A 15,138-nucleotide genomic window follows, 5' to 3' on the forward strand; every position below is an offset into this window, starting at 1 on the left:
CGTTTTTTATTTGGGGTTATAAATCTAATAATATTTATGTGGTTTGGAGTGGAAATGACATTTTTTAAATTTACGAAGAAATCCTCAACCTTGTCCGTTCGTCGGCTTGTTTGCCATGCTGCAGGTGCAAGCGTCGTACTGTGTGCAGCTAATGTCAGCGCTCAGAGCGAAAATATTCGAAATACAATAGAAGAGGTTCTGGTCACGGCTCAGAAAAAAGAGGAGAGCCTTCAGGAGTCACCTGTCGCAGTAACTGCATTAACTGGTAATAATCTAGAGCGTCAGTTTGCTTTAGACTTAAAAGATATAAGCGGCACCGTTCCTAGCTTAGTTGTAACGAGTGTTGTGAACTCGGGGATGACCGCTGCGATTAGTATTCGAGGCATTGGTGTTCAAGAGGCCGATGGTTTTATTGACCCCTCTGTAGGTGTTGTTGTAGATGGCGTCTATCAGGGTAGTAATACTACGGCGTTGTTAGACTTATTCGATATTGAACAGCTGGAAATATTACGTGGGCCACAAGGTACCTTATTCGGTGCTAACACTATCGGTGGTGTTGTTAATGTCACTACAAAAAAGCCAGAGCCTGAGTTTGGCGGCACGGCAAAGATTAGTGCCGGGAATTACGGTCGTCGTGATGCCGCATTAGCAATTAACATACCTCTGGTAGACGATGTTCTGCTGAGTAAAATCGCAGTGATGCAAAAGACGTTTGATGGCTTCTACACCGATGTTCAGAATGGTGCTGATCGAGGCGGACAAGATGTTCTTTCTGCGCGCGCCTACTTGTCATATATCGGCGCCGAAAACTTTGATGCCAATTTACAGTTTGAATACGGCCGGGGGCGCAATGGCTCGCCTGTTGTAATGAATTACGCCACCCAAGATATGGCGCTGTACGTACCCAATTACTCTAAATCATTATCTGATAAAGAGGATTATCGAACTGCTGTTCAGGTAAAGGATGCCTCTGATTACGATATTGGTGGCGTAACACTGACCATGAACTGGGACTTCGAAAACACGACTTTAACCTCTATTACCAACTATCGTGATTTTGAACTCGATGAGTGGACTGACCAGGATGGCTCTCCCGAGTCCTTGTTCGACACTCATCGTGTAACGAATAATCGTCAGATGTCGCAGGAATTACGTGCAAATACAAATGTTACCGACCGATTTGAGTTAACAACGGGATTCTATTACTTCTTCCAAAACTGGCAACTGGACTCCTTCTCAGATCTCACTGCGTTTGACGCGGCCTTGCCTGAATATGAGACGTTTATTTATCCAGACCAAGATGACGAGTCATACTCCTTTTTTGCGCAGGGCTATTATGATTTAACCGGCAGCGTTCGCTTGCAGTTAGGACTTCGCTACACCTACCAAGAAAAAGAACTCTATGTTTTGAATCAGACGGGATCGTCCGGCGCTATTGTTGCTGAGACACCAGCTGAGGGGAAAGATCACTGGGAAAATATAGGTTGGCGCTTAGGTTTTGACTGGCAGATAAATGACGATGCGATGCTATACGCGTATCAAGCGCGCGGCTTTAAGTCAGGTGGTTTCAATGCGCGTATTAGTTTCCCTGAAGATATTGGCCCCTACGATCCGGAAATCGTTGATACCTGGGAAGTCGGTGCCAAGACCGATTGGCTGGAAGGAAAGCTCAGAGCCAATATGGCAGTTTTCTACAATGACTATAAAGACCTACAGGTTGACCAACTAAACTACGTTGGAGCAAATGTAGTGACCCGTGTAGAGAACGCGGCAGAAGCGGTTATACAGGGTGTGGAACTTGAGTTAGTTGCTGTGCCTCTCCCTGGTCTTACGTTTAATACCACATTCAGTTACCTAGATGCCGAGTATCAAGATTTCTTTTTTGATGTCGATGCTGATCCATCTAACGGTCAGGAAGATGCCAGTGGTTTGTCGCTTAGAAACGCGCCTGAGGTACAGGCTTCTGTGGGTGCGGCGTACGATTTCAACGTCGGCGCAGGATATAGCACGGTTAATTTAGTGGCGACGTATACAGATGAACGCGACACCGATACCCGCAATCACCCGGTAGGACATGTTGATGAGTTGGTTTTGTACAACGCAAGTGTGCGATGGACAGATAACTCCGAAACATGGTCGATAGCCCTTCAAGGAAAAAACCTAACAGATGAAAAATATATTGCATCGGGTTTTCATGCTCCCGGTGTCATGAATTTCGCGACTTATGGTGCACGTCGAACCATTGCGGCAGAGGTGAGCTACAACTTTTAAGTGATATCGGTTTACCCGGTCTTAAAGACCCAGAGCTTAGCGATTTCGCTAATAAATGGGTCTTAGAAACTCCACTTTGGGTGGTACATCCACCCCTTTTTTAAGAGTTATCAACAAACAGCAGGGTTTGATATGAAGAACACTCAGTGGATATTACGCAGCCGTCCTGAAGGAGAGGTAGAGGAAGAAAACTTTACACTTCAGGAAAAGGATATACCTTCGATTTCCGAGGGCGAGTTTCTCGTTGAAGTTAAATACCTGTCTGTTGATCCGTCGCAAAGAGGTTGGTTGAACGACGTGCCTAGCTATGTGCCTCCTGTTGCTATAGGCGAGGTAATGCGTGCCACGGGTGTCGGTTACGTGGTCGAATCAAAACACCCTAGCTTTAGTGCGGGCGATGTTGTTGAAGGCGGTGTGGGCTGGCAAACATACGCTACCTGTAACGGTAGCGAGTTATTTCCAGTACGCAAAGTGACCTCGTCTTACCCCCTTTCCTATTCCCTGCATGTATTGGGTTTAACCGGTTTAACCGCCTTCTTCGGCATGCTCCGTGTTGCCCAAGTTAAGGCTGGCGATGTTGTTGTGGTGTCTGGGGCGGGCGGGGCTACTGGCTCAATTGCTGGGCAGTTGGCAAAGCTGCGTGGTGCACGTGTTATCGGTATTGCCGGTGGCGCAGAAAAGTGTAAATGGCTGGTAGATGACTTGGGCTTTTCTGCGGCGATTGATTATAAAAACGAATCAGTAGCGGATGGCTTGGCACGGCTTTGTAAGAATAGCATTGATGTTTTCTTTGACAATGTTGGCGGCCCGATTTTAGACGACGTTTTAGTTAATTTAAAAGTCGGTGGACGCATTACTTTGTGCGGCGGTATATCCAGTGGTTACGGCAAAGTAGATTTACCCCCTGGTCCCCAAAATTATATGCAGCTGGTTATTCGTCGTGCTGTTATGCAGGGCTTCTTGGTGCTTGATTTCGCTGAGGAGTTTCCCGCAGCGCTTGAGGAAATAGGTGCCTTGATTGATAACGGAAATCTTAAAGTTCAAGAGTCTTGTATGGAAGGAATTGCGTCATGCCCATTGGCTTTGAAAGGATTATTCCGCGGTGAAAATATCGGTAAGCAGCTGGTAAAAGTGTAAGTTAGGTCAATATTATGGGTAAGCCAATGTCAGTAACGCAGAATAAAAGTGTTCGGGATTTTAAGAGTTTCGCGGTTCGAGCCGAAGAAAAGGCTGCGGAATGTGGTGACGATATTGCCATTTTCTTAGAGCACGACGCGCCAATTCGCTATGGCTCAATATTCTCCGAAGCGATGGCGTTGGCCGCGGGCTTGCACCGGCTGGGTTTGGGAAAAGGCGATGTTCTTAGTTTTCAATTGCCGAATTGGCGGGAAACCGTAGCGATAGATATTGCTTGTTGCTGGTTGGGTGTAGTGCTGAATCCAATTGTGCCAATTTACCGCGCTAATGAAGTGCAGCATATCCTTGCTGACTGTGGTGCTAAAGCGATATTCATACCCGATAGTTATCGTAATTTTGACTACCAAGAAATGATTGCTGAAATGAAGCAGTCATTACCGCTTTTGGAACATGTCATTCTTGTTCGTGCTGCAGATGAAGACTTTGGCGATACTATTAGCTATACATCTCTCATTCACTCGGTAGAGGATGCTGCTGGGCAGGGCAGACTCGAACGAGTGGAAATCTTGCCGGGTGATACCAAACTTATTATGTATACCTCAGGCACTACTGGTAGAGCTAAGGCGGTGTATCACAGTCATGACTCACTAGCGCATGCTATCTTCAATGGTGTAGACGGTTGGCATCTTGGTGAGGATGACATCATGTTGATGCCGTCACCGGTTACACATATTACTGGCTACGCCAATGGCATCGAGCTCCCATTTCTAAGCAACGCTAAGGCGGCATTTATGGAGCGTTGGAACGTGGACGATGCGATGAGCTATATCACTCGCATTAATGCGACCTTCTGCGTTAGTGCTACTCCGTTTTTACAAGAGTTAGTGGAAAAATCAAAAAGTACCCTGCAGCGCCTTCCGAGCCTGCGCGGTTTTGCCTGTGGTGGCGCAGCGGTGCCTCCCAATTTAATTACGGCAACAAGAGATGTGTTAGAAAATTGCCGCGCATTTCGTGTCTATGGCTGTACCGAAGCACCACTCATATCGGTGGGCTTTATCGGTGATGACGAGTTGAGTTTAGCCGCCAATACCGACGGTAGCATATACAACTGGGACGTTAAAATTATCGACGAGCAGGGCGGTGAGCTTGCTCTGGGTCGTGATGGCGAAATAATTGTGAAAGGCCCAGCTATGATGAAGGGCTACGGCGAGGCTGAGCAAACCGCAGAATCGGTAGATAGCGACGGCTACTTCCATACTGGAGATATCGGGCATATCACCCCCGAAGGGGCGATTGTAATAACTGACAGGAAAAAGGACATTATCATTCGCGGCGGTGAAAATTTGTCTGCCAGAGAAATAGAAGATGTGCTCTATAAGCATCCCTTGGTGTTAGAGGCTGCGGTGGTGTCTATGCCCCATGAGCGTCTGGGTGAGGGCGTGTGTGCGCTGTTGGTAACCCGCGATGGAAGCGAGCCAACGCTCTCAGACCTGATTCCATTTTTTCAGCAAATGAAGCTGGCAAAGCAGAAGTGGCCGGAGCGGGTAGAGTATCGCCTTGAAATGCCTAAAACTGCATCTGGGAAGATTAAGAAAGATGTCTTGCGAAAGGAAGTTGTCAGTCATCTGGCGAAAATTGCCTGATCGTTCCAATGAGTCGTAGGAGCTAAATTCCATGTCCAGAATAGATTATACGAGTGATTTGAAGTTGCTCATTTCTGTTAAAGGGCACCCCTATGACAGAAACGCGTTCGCAGAGCTATTCGAAAACATTGAAGATGTTAGTTACACAATAGTTGAGCAGCCTGCTAGCCAGGCCATGTTCTCGCCGATCCTTGCCAAGGATTACGACGTGCATGTGCTCTATGATATGCCGGGTCTGGATTTTACCACTCAGCCACCCAGCCTCATTGACCCGCCTGAGAAGTTTGTATCGGATTTTGAAGACTTACTTGAACTCGGACATGGTCTTTTGTTTTTGCATCACTCTATCGCCAGTTGGCCGACTTGGCCGAAATACGCGGAGATTGTCGGCGGGCGTTTTCTCTATGTACCGAGCGAATTGCGTGGCCGCCCGTGTATGGACTCTGGTTACCGTCACGATGTGACGTATACCGCCAAGACTCACTCCTGGGGTGCGCTGGCAGACGGCGTGCCAGACACTTTCTCGATGACGGACGAACTCTATCTCTATGAGGTCTTTGAGCAAGACGTTATTCCGCTTCTTAGTGGTAATTATCCTCCCATCAGCGATAATTTTTATTCGGCTGCTCACGCAGGTCTAGGGCGTATGTTCTCAAATGCCGACTGGCCGCATCCGCAGGGCTCAAACTACTTAGCGTGGGCTAAGAGCTATAAAAATAGCCCTATAGTCTATATCCAAATGGGTGACGGGCCATCGGCTTATGAAAACCCGCACTTCCAGAAGATTCTTTCGAACGCGATAGCGTGGCTAGGCAGTGCAGAGTCACTCGCTTGGGCCAAAAAACGAAACCAATCATAAAAACTTAACATAGTAGATTGCATTACTGCGATGTAATGCCTACAATAAAAAACAACACAGATTGTTTTATTAGGTCTTGATTGGTTTTAATGTAAATTCATGTTCGAACGTCGAGCAAAATATATGAATGATAATAATTTTAGAGCAGAGGTTCGGGCCTTTCTTCAAGAAGAGTTAACGCCCGAACTTAAACGTGCTGGTGAGCTTATGACCAGCGTGTTTGCCGATTTTGATGCAACGATGGCGTGGCATCGAAAATTGTACCAAAAAGGTTGGGTTGCGCCAGATTGGCCTGAGGCCTACGGCGGCACAGGCTGGACACTCAATCAACGCTATATATTCCAAGAAGAATGCAAGTTGTCTAACGCGCCAGCATTGTTGCCTATGGGCTTGCAAATGCTGGGGCCTATGTTGATTCACTACGGCAGCGACGAGCAAAAAGCGCACTACTTGCCACGTTTGCTCTCCGGTGAAGACGTTTGGTGCCAAGGCTATTCTGAACCCGGTGCGGGGTCTGATCTTGCTTCTTTAAGCACCTCAGCAGTGCGTGATGGTGACGATTACCTTATAAACGGCTCAAAGATTTGGACTAGCTATGCCCAGCACTCCAATAAGATTTTTTGTCTAGTACGCACCTCCAAAGAGGGCGCACCGCAAGCAGGTATTAGCTTCATTCTGGTCGACATGGATACTGACGGCATTACCGTAGAGCCCATTGTGGGCCTAGATGGGCGTGTGGAGCAATGTCAGGTGTTTTTTGATGGGGTTCGTGTTCCCGTCGCTAATCTTGTTGGTGAAGAAAACCAAGGTTGGGAGGTCGCGAAATACCTCTTAGAGTTTGAGCGTGGCGGACATAACTTCACAATCGACCATAAAAAACAGATGGCCAAAATTCGCAAACAAGCGTCCGAAGAATACGACGCCGATGGATATTTGTGGCGTGATAACCCGGTATTCAATGCTCGCTTTGCCGAAGTGGCGGTTGATGCCTTGGCGCTGGAGTACACCGAGCTAAGAATTAAAGGGGCATTAAATGCCGGGGGTAATCCCGGCGCGCTGTCTTCGCTCTGCAAAATCGTCGGCACTGAAACTGGCCAACGCTTTAATGAAATCAGTATGGACATCTTGGGACCGCAGGCACTGCCATTCCAGATCGCAGCATTAGAGCCGGACTTTGAAGGCGAACTCATCGTCGCAGATTACGCTCTGTCCTGCATGCCAGAGTACATAAATAATCGTGCAGCGACCATTTATGGTGGCTCGGCTGAAATTCAGCGAGACATTATTGCTAAGCGCGTGCTGGGACTCTGAGGAATTTATTGAATGTATATCGAATTTTCAGAAGAACAGCGGATGCTCAAAGAGAGCGCTGAAAAATATTTGAACGAAAACTACGAGTTTGAAGCGCGTCAGAAAATCGTCAAGTCAGACAGTAACTACTGTAGCACCCAGTGGCAAACCTTTGCAGATTTAGGTTGGCTGGCAATGACCTTTGCTGAAGAGGCGGGTGGCTTTGGTGGCGGGGCTTTAGAAACCATGCTGTTAAGCGAACAGCTTGGTGTCAACTTAGTAGTTGAGCCGTATTTTGAAACGGTGGTGTTTGGCGGTCAGCTTATCTCTGCAGGTGCCAGTGACGAGATTAAATCACGTTACCTAGATGCCCTGATAAGTGGGCACTGCCAAGTTGCTTTTGCCTGGTCTGAGACCAAACATCACCATGCGATGAGCGACGTCGCGATGGCGGCTTCTGTCTCTGGCGATAGCATTCTCGTAAATGGCAGTAAGACTGTTGTGCTAAATGGCGCTGCCGCAGATGTTGTGCTGGTTTTGCTACGAACCGCGGGCGAGCGAGGTCAGTCCGACGGATTGAGCTTGGTACTGGTAGACGCTGACGCGGAAGGCTGTGTTCGCCGCAGTTACAAAACCTACGATGGTCGTAATGCCGCCGAATTCAGTTTTTCAAACGTCAATGTACCCCTCGCCAATGTATTGGGTGTACAGGGTAGCGCAATGGAATTACTTGCGCCGGTAGTGCATCGCGGCATCTTGTCGCTCTGCGCTGAGGCCGTCGGTGCCATGTCGGCATTGGTGGATGCCACTGTAGATTACACCAAACAACGCAAGCAGTTTGGTCGCTCTATTTCCCAGTTTCAGGTGCTTAGGCACCGAATGGCTGACATGTTCATCGCCTTGGAGCTCTGCCGGTCGCTCATGTTAGCCACCGCGTGGAAGCTCGACCATAACGATGCAGATGCGGAACTCACTTTAGCCGCCTTAAAAGCCAAGGTTGCCAGCGCGGGTAAGTTCATTGCCCATAACGCAATTCAGTTACATGGCGGTATTGGCACCACCGATGAGTTAAAAATTGGTCATTACTTTAAACGTATTGCAGCAATAAATAGTCAGTTCGGAAGTCGCGATTTCCATCTGGCTCGTTTCGCCCAACTATCTCAAAAATAAGTATCAGAAGGAGTACGTCATGGATCTTAAATTAAAAGATAAAGTTATTTTGATAACCGGTGCGTCTAAGGGCATTGGCTTGGCTGTGGGTAAATATCTTGCCTCTGAAGGCGCGAATATCAGTATTTGTGCCAGAAATGCAGACGAAGTAGCCGCCGCAGTCAAAGAGATTAAATCTTTGGGCGTGAAGGCCTACGGATCTGTCGTCGATGTGAAAGATACAGATTCACTTACTGCCTGGGTCGAAAATTCGGCAAAGGAACTTGGCGGTGTTGATGGTTTTGTATCGAACGTAAGCGCGGGCGGGGCTGATGCGGAAGAGTCGGGTTGGAGAATGAATTTCGAAACCGATGTGCTGTCAGTGTGGAAAACTGTACAAGCAGTGTTACCGCATTTAGAGAAATCTGCGTCGCCATCAATTGTTAATATTTCGTCTACCGCCGCCTTAGAGGCGTTCGCCGGTGCCGTACCTTTTGGCACGTTTAAAGCAGGCATGCTTAATTATTTTGGCAATCTAGCAAATGTACATGCTGCGCAAGGCATCCGCGTCAATAGCGTAAGCCCTGGCCCTGTGTTTATAAAAGACGGTGCGTGGGATCAGATTAAAGCCAGTATGCCAGAGATATATGATGCAACTGTTTCTGCTATCCCGATGGGTCGTATGGCCGCGGTAGAAGAGGTCTGTGTTCATGTGGCGCTGTTATTAAGCCCAATATCCAGCTTCACCACGGGCGCGAACATTGTTGTAGACGGTGGATTCACTAAGCGCATTCAATATTAATGTGCCGGTTTAAGGCGTTATTATGAAAAAAAATATTTTAGATTTAACAGGTAAAGTCGCACTGGTAAGCGGTGCATCTAGCGGTCTTGGTGAACATTTCGCAGAAGTGCTTGCCGCCTACGGCGCGGTTGTTATCTGCACGGCCCGTCGTGTGGATCGACTGGAAAATCTTGCCGCTAAGATACAAGCCAACGGCGGCAAGGCCTACGCCGTCGAAATGGACGTCACCGATAGAGCTTCAGTCAAGCGTGCACTAGATATGGCTGAAGAGCTGGCAGGCGTGCCTGCTGTTGTTATTTGCAATGCGGGCGCCACAGGTGGTCAGCCTTTCTTAGAAATGGAAGAGGCCGTTTGGGATCACGTGCTAGATGTGAATGTGAAGGGCGTGTTTAACCTGGGGCAGGAAGTTGCCCAGCGCATGGTAGCGGCCGGAATTACGGGAAGCATTATCAATATCTCCTCAATTTGCGGAACCAGAACGTTCCCCGGTTTATCGCATTACTCTTCGTCAAAGGCAGCAGTCGACCAATTAACAAGAACCATGGCTCAGGAATTGGCACCGCACAATGTGCGTGTTAATGCCATTGCTCCAGGCTATTTTTTAACAGATCTCACGGCAGATTACTACGCGACCGAAGCCGGTCAGAAAGACGTTGCTGGCTTACCCCTAGGTCGTTTAGGAAAGTTGGAAGAGCTAGATGGTCAACTGTTGCTGCTCTCTAGTGATGCCTCTAGCTTTATGAGCGGTGGTGTATACACAGTAGATTCAGGGCACTCAGTCCGCCTAGGTTAAACTTTTGCGAACATCTCTTTGGCGGCCGTAAGGTCGCCTTTTTTTCAATATTTCGCTTTCTATTGGCGTCTGTCGGCAAATTTTTACCTAAAGGCTGTTTGCTAAAATCTTCGTAAGAAAACGGTGCGACGAGAGACTGGGCAATAAAAATGATAAATGATAATTCTCAAAAGTGCTCCACTGCTTAGCATGCCCGTGTAGTGTTTTTTTCACTGTTGGAGACGACGTGTCTCGATTTGTACGTAGTTAGGTGTGACGATTATTGGTGGGCGGCGGGGTTCGATATACCGATAGCTCATCGGCATGAGCTATCGGTCAGTGATAGATTTGTTAAAACCCCATTTCTTGTGGCGTTGGGATTCTACGCAGAGTTTGCCCACCTGAGATATCGATTAGTTGGCCAGTGATAAAGGCTTCGTCAGAAAGTAACCATAGAGCTGCGTTGGCAAGATCGGCGGAGGTTGGCAGTCGACCAAGTGGAATCTCTTTCAGAAACGCATTTTCTATGCTGTTATCTTGGAAGTAGTTGGCGGTCATTGCGGTTGCGGTAAAGCCGGGCGCGAGCGAGTTTACACGGATATTTTGCGGTCCGTATTCTACCGCGGCAATACGCACCAATTGGTCGGCGCCGGCTTTACTGCCGCCGTAGGCGCCAAGGCCTGGTGGTGGGATGATACTGGCTTGCGTGGATGTGGTGACAATGGAGCCGCCACTTTGCATGACAGCTGCCATATGTTTAATAAATAGTGCGGCGCCGGTGAAATGAACGTCGCTAGCCTGTTTTAGCATGGCCTCGGTGGTGTCTGCGATGGCCGCTGATACATCGATACCGGCAAAATTAATGGCGCCATCCAGCTGCCCGTAGTGGCTAATCGCCGCTGCAGCAAGGGCTTCTAGCTGTGTCTCTTTGGTGATGTCACATGCGATGGGGATGGCGGCGTCTAAAGAGTTCGCTATTGCGGTTACTCGATCTATTTGGCGGCCAGCCAATACCAATTTGGCGCCTTCTTCGTTAAGACGGCGAGCCGTTGTCGCAGCCATGCTGCGTTCGTCTGATACGCCTAAAATTACGATGACCTTATTTGCTAATCTAATGCTCATTAATCAATTCCTTTATTGTTCTGCAGACTGCTTTGCTTGGGCCTGTGCTTGACGAGTAATGTCGTCGAATGGCTCGATAGTCCATTTAATACCTCTGCGTAGCAGTGTGTAGAATACGGGGAGATCCCATGCGCATTTCTCTACGGTGGGCCAATAGTCGAGCAGGGGCTGCATGTCGTAGTGGTGGCGGCAGTGGCCTAGGGTTAAGTAAAGCACTTCGCCTTTGCCGACTTCGTGGGTGTAAAGGACGGGGTGACGTGCATGCTCCCACTCATTCTCTTCAAATCCTTCTGCCTTGCCGCCGTATTCGGCATCGAGCAAGACATTGAGCTTACCGTAGGTTTTCATTAGGTATAGCTCGTCGGTACTTTCAAAGGGCGTAATGCCCTCCACTAGAGGGTGATCCGGATTGGCTACTGATACGGTGTAGGGGGCAATCGGTGGGTGAGAGCGAAACATGGAGCCCAGTGTTTCTACAAACAATGGCGCCCAATCTGGTGTGCCGTATAAGCCGGTATTCATTAAGCGAATAATGGAGTTAGTCCCGTGTAAGGCGTACCAGCGGCCGCCATCGGCGACCCATTTGTAAAGTACTTCTTGTGCAGTGAGGGAGGGCACTACATTGCAGGTATACGAGATAAGCATGTCTGCATTGTTGATCGCGTCGATATTTTCGTAGTCTTCAAACACGCGAACGCGAATACGATCATCTTCGGCCAGTAGCTTTAGTAATTCTAGGCGAGCAAAGTCAATGTCGTGCCAGACGCCGCCTGTCACTAGAACGCAATTAATTCTGCCTGCTGTATATTTTTTATCAGTCATCTCTGGCTCCGATATTTTACAGTGTTGGCTTTGGCAGTGATGGATCGTTTGCTAAGCAGTAGTCCACCCATTTATGAAAAAATTGGTTGCCACGCTCATTGCGGCCAAACATAACGTGGGAGTGCGCGCCTGACTCAATGCCTTTCTGGATGCGCAGGCCCATGAAGTAGTCTTCTGTGTCGACAACGTTACGGAGCCATTCAATCATATCTTCCAAGGTTTGTTTTTCTTGGTCTGTTTCTGGCGCGGTGTGGTGTATAAAATAAAGGTGCGTGGTGTTTTCACCAGGTGTGGGGCCGGGAATAATTTGCGCTATTTGAGTTATTTCCGGGGCAACAAATATGGAGACATTCGGAAATAATGTGCGGATAAAATCGTAGCCCTTGTTTTCATATTTCCAGTATTTTTCTGGATCGACGTCCTTTAGTGTGTGTATTGTGCGCTGCGGGAAACCCAGTAAAATATGTGGGCCATAATTTTCAAAATGCATAATGTTTGAATAGGTACGCGGGTTCACGGTTTCCGGGTGTGCAATGGCGAAATGGTAGCCTTCTAAGTAGCCGTCGTAGGCAATCTTCCAGTTCGCACCGTAAATAGTGCGTTTGCCACAAAAGTGCCATTTATCGAAGCCAATGTCTTCGATATCTTCGATCATACCGCCTAGGTGTTCCTCGAAATCGACCTCGGTATCACCATTTAGTACGGTGAATATTAAACCGCCTCGCTCGTAGGTGGGCAATTGGGTGAGTCCGTGGCAGCTCTTATCTACTTCGCCAAACTTTTCTTTATCGGCAACGGCGAGCAGATCGCCATCGTTGCGAAACGACCAGCCATGATACTGACAGGTGAAGCGCGAACGTGTGCCGTACTCTTCGGTTGCCACTTGCATGGCGCGGTGCGGGCATACGTTGAGCATGACCCGCGCGCTGCCGTCCGCAGTGCGGGTGATTAGCAGTGGCTTATCCAGGAACTGCAGGGTTTTGTAGTCACCTGTATTTGGTAGCTCCTGACTTAGGGCGACGAATATCGGCCGGTTCTTAAAAATTAAATCCATTTCTTGCTGCCAACCATCCGGGTCAGTATAGGCACTGCAGGGCACTGACATTGTGCTCTCAGCCATATCTGTCTGCTTGTCGTCGACATAGTCGATCATTTTTTTGACTGCGTGATTATATAGCGACTTTTTGCTCATAATGACCTCTAGGATTTGGCGGTGTTATATATCTAGTTGCAGCGGGCCGCAGGAACTGACTTCGTACTTCATTACTTGCATATCGGTAACATCGAGGCTTGCCGCGAGTGCTAGAAATTCAGCGATGTGTGGTAATGAAAGATGAGTCATTAGTGCGTCTTCAGATGCCCACTGCTCAAAGATGCAAATCATATTGGGGTTTGCGATATCAACAGCAATAGAGTAGTCAATGCAGCCTTCTTCGGCATGAGTTGGCGCCAATATTTTTTGAGCACCGGCAATATAGCTGGCGGTGTCTTTTGGGTTAACGGTAATACGTGCAGAGATAACAAGCATGATGTTGTGGTCCTGTCGATATATGGAAGTTTATGAGGTTGCTTGGCTTAAACCCGAGAACATAATTTGGTATGCGGCATTTAAAAAGTCTTTGGCCTCTTGTTCGCGCCCCAATTCTGCTTCAAATTCAGAGTGGTAGCTCAGGCGACATTTGTTGCCCTCAATGAGGCTGAGCGTTCCGGTCGCCTTGTATTTTGTTATACCGGCTGGCCTATCATTTACCAGCGCTAGTGAGTAGGTATAAGTACGTGGGTCAATGCTTAGCAATTGTTCGCTAACTGCCGTAGGGAAGCCGACATTAAATATGTGCCGTGTCATTCCTGCGCCTTGACCTTCAAGTTCGACGCGATCTATATCTACCGCAAGGCCTGTAGGCCACCAGCGTTGAATGTTGCCGAAATCTGCGAGAAGCTCCCATAATGTGTCGCGCGGAGCGGAAAAGTCGTGGAAAGTATCGATAGTTTGCATAATAGGTGACTTTTTGTTGAGTACGGGTTCCAGCGAACCATTAATTATTATTTGCCGTATGTAAGTATGATCAGCATGGTCAAAGTTAATCAATAGCGATAAAAAAGTCAAACATGATTGATTTTATTTTTATCTAGTACTACTCTTTTCCAATTCGCAGTACAGACACGATAATAATTGTAGGAATATTTCATGACCCCAGTCACCAATAGACAGCTTTATTTACATCAGCGTCCTGTAGGCGTTCCGACCGCGGACGATATCCGTTTGCGAACCGTGGACGTGCCTTCGCTGGCCGACGGCGAAGTATTGATCGAGAATCATTACTTATCTTTGGATCCAGCAATTCGGGACTGGATGAGTGGTAACGATACGTATATGGCTCCTATTGCCATTGGTGAGAGTATCAGAAGCACCACGCTGGGAAAGGTGTTGGAGAGTCGTCATCCAGATTTTGTTGCGGGAGACTATGTCCAAGGTTTGGCGGTTAACGCCTGGGAGGAGTACACCGTCAACTCAGGAGAAGTACTTACAAAGGTGGTGAATGATGGTAAGTATCCACCGCGCTACTATTTAAGCATCTTCAGTGGCGCCATGGGTTTAACGCCATATTTTGGTATGTTAGAGCTCGGTCGTCCGGTAGCGGGTGAAACGGTATTAATCAGTGCGGCTGCCGGTGCGGTTGGTTCAATTGCGGGTCAAATAGCGAAGATAAAAGGTTGTCGAGTTGTTGGCTTAACAGGATCAAATGATAAGGCAAGCTGGCTTATTAATGAGCTAGGGTTTGACGCGGTTATTAATTATAAAGACTGTGATAATTTGGCTGAAGAAATCGCCAGCGTATGCCCTGAGCGGGTAAATATATTCTTCGATAACGTTGGTGGAGAAATACTTGATGCTGCGCTACTTAATATCGCGGACCATGCGCGTATCGTTTTTTGCGGTGCGATTTCAAGCTACAACGCGAGTGGGCCGGTACCAGGGCCGTATAACTATTGGCAAATTCTGGCTCATAGCGCAACGGTTAAGGGCTTGCTGACGACAAATTACGTAGATCAATTCGATGCCGCAAATGCTGAAATACGGGGGTGGCTTGAGTCGGGAAAGTTACGTTTTAACGAAGATATTGTAGATGGAATAGAGAATACCGTTGATGCCTATGCGCGCCTATTTTCTGGCATGAACAAGGGTAAACTTTTGGTAAGGCTGGCTGCGGCTGATCAGCAATAAAAATTTTGAGTAATTAATGTGATTCTGTAAATCAATAACTCTTCA

Annotated in this window: 14 protein-coding genes; 9 read left to right on the plus strand and 5 right to left on the minus strand. The window is 47.9% G+C overall.

What is annotated here, in order from left to right:
* The first annotated feature begins 54 nt into the window (after nt 1-54).
* From KXJ70_RS16625 to KXJ70_RS16660, 8 genes are all read left to right on the plus strand, one after another.
* On the plus strand, nt 55-2,271 hold the full coding sequence (locus KXJ70_RS16625; RefSeq protein ID WP_219044666.1) for a TonB-dependent receptor: 2,217 nt from the start codon (nt 55-57) through the stop codon (nt 2,269-2,271).
* 132 nt (nt 2,272-2,403) lie between these two features.
* Complete coding sequence (locus KXJ70_RS16630) at nt 2,404-3,408, plus strand: NADP-dependent oxidoreductase (RefSeq protein ID WP_219044667.1); 1,005 nt, start codon at nt 2,404-2,406, stop codon at nt 3,406-3,408.
* Nucleotides 3,409-3,434: 26 nt separating this feature from the next.
* Entirely contained in the window at nt 3,435-5,051 is a 1,617-nt protein-coding gene (locus KXJ70_RS16635) for an AMP-binding protein (protein ID WP_219044668.1), read from the plus strand.
* Between the two features lie 31 nt (nt 5,052-5,082).
* Nucleotides 5,083-5,910 (plus strand): ThuA domain-containing protein, encoded by an 828-nt coding sequence (locus KXJ70_RS16640; RefSeq protein WP_219044669.1) that lies wholly within the window; start codon nt 5,083-5,085, stop codon nt 5,908-5,910.
* Nucleotides 5,911-6,033: 123 nt separating this feature from the next.
* On the plus strand, nt 6,034-7,221 hold the full coding sequence (locus tag KXJ70_RS16645) for an acyl-CoA dehydrogenase family protein (RefSeq protein ID WP_255558547.1): 1,188 nt from the start codon (nt 6,034-6,036) through the stop codon (nt 7,219-7,221).
* A 12-nt stretch (nt 7,222-7,233) separates the two neighbouring features.
* Nucleotides 7,234-8,370, plus strand: a complete 1,137-nt coding sequence (locus KXJ70_RS16650) for an acyl-CoA dehydrogenase family protein (RefSeq protein WP_219044671.1) — start codon at nt 7,234-7,236, stop codon at nt 8,368-8,370.
* 19 nt (nt 8,371-8,389) lie between these two features.
* Nucleotides 8,390-9,151, plus strand: a complete 762-nt coding sequence (locus KXJ70_RS16655; RefSeq protein ID WP_219044672.1) for an SDR family NAD(P)-dependent oxidoreductase — start codon at nt 8,390-8,392, stop codon at nt 9,149-9,151.
* A 22-nt stretch (nt 9,152-9,173) separates the two neighbouring features.
* Entirely contained in the window at nt 9,174-9,944 is a 771-nt protein-coding gene (locus KXJ70_RS16660) for an SDR family NAD(P)-dependent oxidoreductase (RefSeq protein WP_219044673.1), read from the plus strand.
* Nucleotides 9,945-10,274: 330 nt separating this feature from the next.
* Here the strand turns inward: KXJ70_RS16660 and KXJ70_RS16665 are convergent, their stop codons facing one another.
* From KXJ70_RS16665 to KXJ70_RS16685, 5 genes are read right to left on the minus strand one after another with little or no spacing between them, the layout of a single operon-like run.
* The gene (locus KXJ70_RS16665; RefSeq protein WP_219044674.1) at nt 10,275-11,045 is read right to left on the minus strand and encodes an SDR family oxidoreductase; all 771 of its coding nucleotides are present in this window, start codon (nt 11,043-11,045) and stop codon (nt 10,275-10,277) included.
* 12 nt (nt 11,046-11,057) lie between these two features.
* Complete coding sequence (locus KXJ70_RS16670) at nt 11,058-11,867, minus strand: ThuA domain-containing protein (protein WP_219044675.1); 810 nt, start codon at nt 11,865-11,867, stop codon at nt 11,058-11,060.
* Between the two features lie 16 nt (nt 11,868-11,883).
* The gene (locus KXJ70_RS16675) at nt 11,884-13,059 is read right to left on the minus strand and encodes an aromatic ring-hydroxylating oxygenase subunit alpha (protein ID WP_219044676.1); all 1,176 of its coding nucleotides are present in this window, start codon (nt 13,057-13,059) and stop codon (nt 11,884-11,886) included.
* 24 nt (nt 13,060-13,083) lie between these two features.
* Nucleotides 13,084-13,395, minus strand: a complete 312-nt coding sequence (locus KXJ70_RS16680; protein ID WP_219044677.1) for a putative quinol monooxygenase — start codon at nt 13,393-13,395, stop codon at nt 13,084-13,086.
* A gap of 30 nt (nt 13,396-13,425) precedes the next feature.
* On the minus strand, nt 13,426-13,863 hold the full coding sequence (locus tag KXJ70_RS16685) for an SRPBCC family protein (protein ID WP_219044678.1): 438 nt from the start codon (nt 13,861-13,863) through the stop codon (nt 13,426-13,428).
* A 192-nt stretch (nt 13,864-14,055) separates the two neighbouring features.
* Here KXJ70_RS16685 and KXJ70_RS16690 point away from each other — a divergent pair, with 192 nt between their 5' ends.
* A complete protein-coding gene (locus KXJ70_RS16690; RefSeq protein WP_219044679.1) occupies nt 14,056-15,093 on the plus strand; it encodes an NADP-dependent oxidoreductase in 1,038 nt (345 codons plus the stop codon).
* The last annotated feature ends 45 nt before the right edge of the window (nt 15,094-15,138 follow it).

Source organism: Zhongshania aquimaris, assembly GCF_019312595.1.
Lineage (GTDB): Bacteria > Pseudomonadota > Gammaproteobacteria > Pseudomonadales > Spongiibacteraceae > Spongiibacter > Spongiibacter aquimaris.

What these genes read in the sequence shown, in the direction of transcription:
- KXJ70_RS16625 (WP_219044666.1), top strand. Translation starts at nt 55, where the DNA reads ATGACATTTTTTAAATTTACGAAGAAATCCTCAACCTTGTCCGTTCGT.
- KXJ70_RS16630 (WP_219044667.1), top strand. Translation starts at nt 2,404, where the DNA reads ATGAAGAACACTCAGTGGATATTACGCAGCCGTCCTGAAGGAGAGGTA.
- KXJ70_RS16635 (WP_219044668.1), top strand. Translation starts at nt 3,435, where the DNA reads ATGTCAGTAACGCAGAATAAAAGTGTTCGGGATTTTAAGAGTTTCGCG.
- KXJ70_RS16640 (WP_219044669.1), top strand. Translation starts at nt 5,083, where the DNA reads ATGTCCAGAATAGATTATACGAGTGATTTGAAGTTGCTCATTTCTGTT.
- KXJ70_RS16645 (WP_255558547.1), top strand. Translation starts at nt 6,034, where the DNA reads ATGAATGATAATAATTTTAGAGCAGAGGTTCGGGCCTTTCTTCAAGAA.
- KXJ70_RS16650 (WP_219044671.1), top strand. Translation starts at nt 7,234, where the DNA reads ATGTATATCGAATTTTCAGAAGAACAGCGGATGCTCAAAGAGAGCGCT.
- KXJ70_RS16655 (WP_219044672.1), top strand. Translation starts at nt 8,390, where the DNA reads ATGGATCTTAAATTAAAAGATAAAGTTATTTTGATAACCGGTGCGTCT.
- KXJ70_RS16660 (WP_219044673.1), top strand. Translation starts at nt 9,174, where the DNA reads ATGAAAAAAAATATTTTAGATTTAACAGGTAAAGTCGCACTGGTAAGC.
- KXJ70_RS16665 (WP_219044674.1), bottom strand. Translation starts at nt 11,045, where the DNA reads ATGAGCATTAGATTAGCAAATAAGGTCATCGTAATTTTAGGCGTATCA.
- KXJ70_RS16670 (WP_219044675.1), bottom strand. Translation starts at nt 11,867, where the DNA reads ATGACTGATAAAAAATATACAGCAGGCAGAATTAATTGCGTTCTAGTG.
- KXJ70_RS16675 (WP_219044676.1), bottom strand. Translation starts at nt 13,059, where the DNA reads ATGAGCAAAAAGTCGCTATATAATCACGCAGTCAAAAAAATGATCGAC.
- KXJ70_RS16680 (WP_219044677.1), bottom strand. Translation starts at nt 13,395, where the DNA reads ATGCTTGTTATCTCTGCACGTATTACCGTTAACCCAAAAGACACCGCC.
- KXJ70_RS16685 (WP_219044678.1), bottom strand. Translation starts at nt 13,863, where the DNA reads ATGCAAACTATCGATACTTTCCACGACTTTTCCGCTCCGCGCGACACA.
- KXJ70_RS16690 (WP_219044679.1), top strand. Translation starts at nt 14,056, where the DNA reads ATGACCCCAGTCACCAATAGACAGCTTTATTTACATCAGCGTCCTGTA.